Annotated in this window: 4 protein-coding genes; 2 read left to right on the top strand and 2 right to left on the bottom strand. The window is 59.9% G+C overall.

Annotated features, from left to right (window positions below):
• Positions 1-499: transporter associated domain-containing protein (locus ACIOZM_RS30250; RefSeq protein ID WP_401221014.1), on the top strand; the 499-nt coding region annotated here is incomplete at its 5' end.
• Between the two features lie 8 nt (positions 500-507).
• Positions 508-2031 carry an apolipoprotein N-acyltransferase gene (lnt, locus tag ACIOZM_RS30245; protein ID WP_401221011.1) on the top strand — a complete coding sequence of 508 codons (1524 nt, stop codon included), beginning with the start codon at positions 508-510 and terminating at the stop codon, positions 2029-2031.
• Between the two features lie 78 nt (positions 2032-2109).
• Here lnt and ACIOZM_RS30240 read toward each other — a convergent pair whose 3' ends face one another.
• A complete protein-coding gene (locus tag ACIOZM_RS30240) occupies positions 2110-2871 on the bottom strand; it encodes a YdcF family protein (RefSeq protein WP_401221008.1) in 762 nt (253 codons plus the stop codon).
• Positions 2872-2977: 106 nt separating this feature from the next.
• Positions 2978-3301, bottom strand: a complete 324-nt coding sequence (locus ACIOZM_RS30235) for a hypothetical protein (protein ID WP_401221005.1) — start codon at positions 3299-3301, stop codon at positions 2978-2980.
• Between the last annotated feature and the right edge of the window lie 346 nt (positions 3302-3647).

The following is a 3647-nucleotide window of genomic DNA, read 5'->3' as shown; positions in this document are numbered from 1 at the left end:
GGATCTGCTGCCGCTGATCCTCAAGGAGAACGGCGACAGCTTCAACATCAAGGATCTGCTGCGCCCGGCGACTTTCGTTCCGGAGTCCAAGCGTCTGAACGTGTTGCTGCGTGAGTTCCGCGCCAACCACAACCACATGGCCATCGTCATCGACGAGTACGGCGGCGTGGCCGGTCTGGTGACGATTGAAGACGTGCTGGAACAGATCGTCGGCGACATCGAAGATGAACACGACGTCGAAGAAGACAGCTACATCAAGCCACTGCCAAGCGGTGATTTCCTGATCAAGGCGCTGACGCCGATCGAGAACTTCAACGAGTTCTTCGACAGCGAATTCTCCGACGACGAGTTCGACACCGTCGGTGGCCTGGTGATGAGCGCGTTCGGGCACTTGCCAAAACGCAACGAAACCACTGAAATCGGCGCCTATCGCTTCCGCATTCTGAACGCCGACAGCCGTCGGATTCATTTGCTGCGTCTGACACCTATCGCTCGCTAAGGATTGAAATGCATCGTCTGACCCGCCCCGGCTGGCCCGGTAACCTGCTGGCCGTGGCGGCCGGTGCAATCACCACCTTTGCCCTCGCACCGTTCAACATCTGGCCGCTGGCTTTGCTCGCGGTCGGTTTGTTCTATGCCGGCCTGCGTGAGCTGAGCCCGCGTCAGGCGCTGGGCCGTGGCTGGTGTTTCGGTTTCGGTCTGTTCGGTGCCGGTACCAGCTGGATCTACTACAGCATCCATCACTTCGGCGGCGCTTCGGTGTTGCTGGCCGGGTTCCTGATGCTGCTGTTCACCGCAGCGATTGCCTGGTTCTTCGCTTTGCCGGCGTGGCTCTGGGCACGCTGGTTGCGCCGAAACGAGGCACCGCTGGCTGATGCACTGGCATTTGCCGCGTTGTGGGTCGGTCAGGAAGCCTTTCGTGGCTGGTTCCTCACCGGTTTCCCGTGGCTGTATTCCGGCTACAGCCAGCTCGACGGCCCGCTGGCCGGGCTCGCGCCGATGGGTGGCATGTGGCTGGTGTCGTTCGTCCTCGCATTGACCGCAGCACTGATCTACAACACCCCGCGCCTGTTGCAATCCGGCCGCAAAGGTTTTGTCGTCGCCGGCCTGTTGTTGCTGGCCGGGCCGTGGGTCGTGGGCATTGCGCTCAAGGGCCACGCCTGGACCAGCCCATCGGGACCACCACTGACCGTCGCCGCAATTCAGGGCAACGTCGCGCAAAGCATGAAATGGGACCCGGCAGAACTCAACGCGCAACTGGCGCTGTACCGCGATTTGAGTTTCCGCTCGAAACCGGTGGATCTGCTGATCTGGCCGGAAACAGCCGTACCGGTACTCAAAGAGTCCGCCGAGGGATACCTGAGCATGATGGGCACCTTCGCCGCCGAGCGTAAATCGGCGCTGATCACTGGTGTGCCGATCCGCCAAACGGTGCGCCACGAGAAACGCTTCTTTAATGGCATCACCGTGGTTGGCGAAGGCGATGGCACTTATCTGAAGCAGAAACTGGTGCCATTCGGCGAGTACGTGCCGTTGCAGGAAGTCCTGCGCGGGCTGATCGCATTCTTTGATTTGCCGATGTCCGACTTCGCCCGCGGCCCTGCTGATCAACCGTTGCTGCAAGCCAAGGGTTATCAGATCGCGCCGTTCATCTGCTACGAAGTGGTCTACCCGGAATTTGCCGCCAGCCTGGCTGCACGCAGCGATCTGCTGCTGACCATCAGCAACGACACCTGGTTTGGCACCTCGATTGGTCCACTGCAACACTTGCAGATGGCGCAGATGCGCGCGCTGGAAGCCGGTCGCTGGATGATCCGCGCCACCAACAATGGTGTGACTGGTCTGATCAATCCATTCGGGCAGATCACCGAGCAGATCCCGCAGTTCGAACAGGGTGTGCTGTACGGCGAGGTAGTGCCGATGCACAACCTGACGCCTTACCTGCAATGGCGCTCGTGGCCGCTGATCATCCTTTGCCTGCTACTGTTTGGCTGGGCACTGATGGCGAGCCGGATGTCCAAAACCCTTTAAAAGCAAAGATCGCAGCCTGCCTACAGGGAAAACACAAATCCCCTGTAAGAGCTGCCGCAGGCTGCGATCTTTTGATCTTCAACGATAAAACAACGAATACCCCACCTGCCCCACCGCCTCGTTCAGCAACTGGCCGCTCTGCCAGATCGACTTGAACTCCGGCATCCAGCCACCTAGCGGCCGGGCGTTGTCAGTGCCGAGAAAACCTACCGGCGCCGGCACCACGTCGAAGCCTGCCTGCTGAAAACTCCAGACCGCCCGTGGCATGTGCCAGGCCTGAGTCACTACCACCACGCGTTTGCTCCCCTGCGGGAGCAATATGTCGGCGCTGAATTTGGCGTTTTCCCACGTCGTACGGCTCTCGCCTTCCTGCCAACGCACGCTCACGCCAAAATCATCCAGCAGCGAATCGGCCATCAGCTTCGCCTCGGTTGGCGGCGTGCCGTAATGCAGGCCGCCGCTGGTCAGGATCGGCAATCCTGACGCCTTGGCCAGTCGCGCCGCATAGCGCTGACGCTCCAGGCCGACGCCGGTCGGCTGATCCTCGCCCCAGGCCAGATCGCCGCGCTCACGCCCGGAACCCAGCACCACAATCGCATCGGCACGCTGCGCCAGCGTCGCCCATTCAGATCGGGCCAGCGGCGGTTCACGCTCCAGCGCCTTGGCACCCCATTGCACGACAACCGGCAGGCTCATCAGCCAGAAGCCACCAAAACCAATGGCAAAGCACAATCCAGCGAGGCGCGGCCGCGAGCGGCGTAACCACCAGGCAACCAATAACAGCAGCAAAAGAATGCCGGGCGGCAATAGAAGTTGTTTTACGAAGTAACGAAAAGGCATCGAGCATCTCCAGAGATGCCCGAAGCCTAAGAGGGTTAATACACTGCGACAACCGATATGGAGCGATCCTGTTGAAAAAGATCCTCCGTGATCACGCGACTTGCGCTCACTTGGCCTGCAAAGCACGAACCTTGACGGTTTCTCTGCCAGGCGCCTTGTCCTTGAGCCAGATGACCTTGGCTGAATGTGCTGCATCGAGTTGCTTTACTGCCTGCGACAGGCAGCCATGCGTTTCCCGTTCACTGCGATCCAGATAGGCCTTGACCAGTTTGAACTCGGCGGGGCTCAAGCCACGCAATTCCAGTTCCAGGGGGCGCTCATCGCGCAGCCGGCCAGCGGTTTTTGCAGCGTCCAGGGCCATACCCAGACGATCCATCAACCGTTCATACAACTCGGGTTTCGTGACGTTCTTTTGCCGTTGCTCCACCATCCCTCACCTCATTGAAGATAAGACTCACTCCCCAATAAGAGCTTAGCTTCGCTGCACAAACCGGCTGCACGCCGCGACCAACGGCCCTCGCCGCGGATTTACCGGGCCAAACTGCTGTAATCAGGGTTTCCCTAGGCCAAGCGCGGTCATGTATGCTACGGCGCTTCCTGTAATTCCACTTCCAGCGCGCCCGGACCTTTGCGGATGCCGCACTGAAGAGGATTAGGCCACCCCTATCCAGTACAAAAGTAGCCATGCACGAACAATATCAGCCCCGTGAAATTGAAGCCGCCGCCCAGTCGTTCTGGGACGAGCAAAAGTCCTTTGAAGTCAGTGAACAGCCAGG

The sequence above is a fragment of the Pseudomonas sp. NPDC087346 genome (assembly GCF_044744235.1).
In the GTDB taxonomy this organism is placed as follows: Bacteria; Pseudomonadota; Gammaproteobacteria; order Pseudomonadales; family Pseudomonadaceae; genus Aquipseudomonas.
The sequence above is the reverse complement of the archived record's forward strand: the minus strand, read 5'-3'. Positions and strand labels throughout refer to the sequence as shown.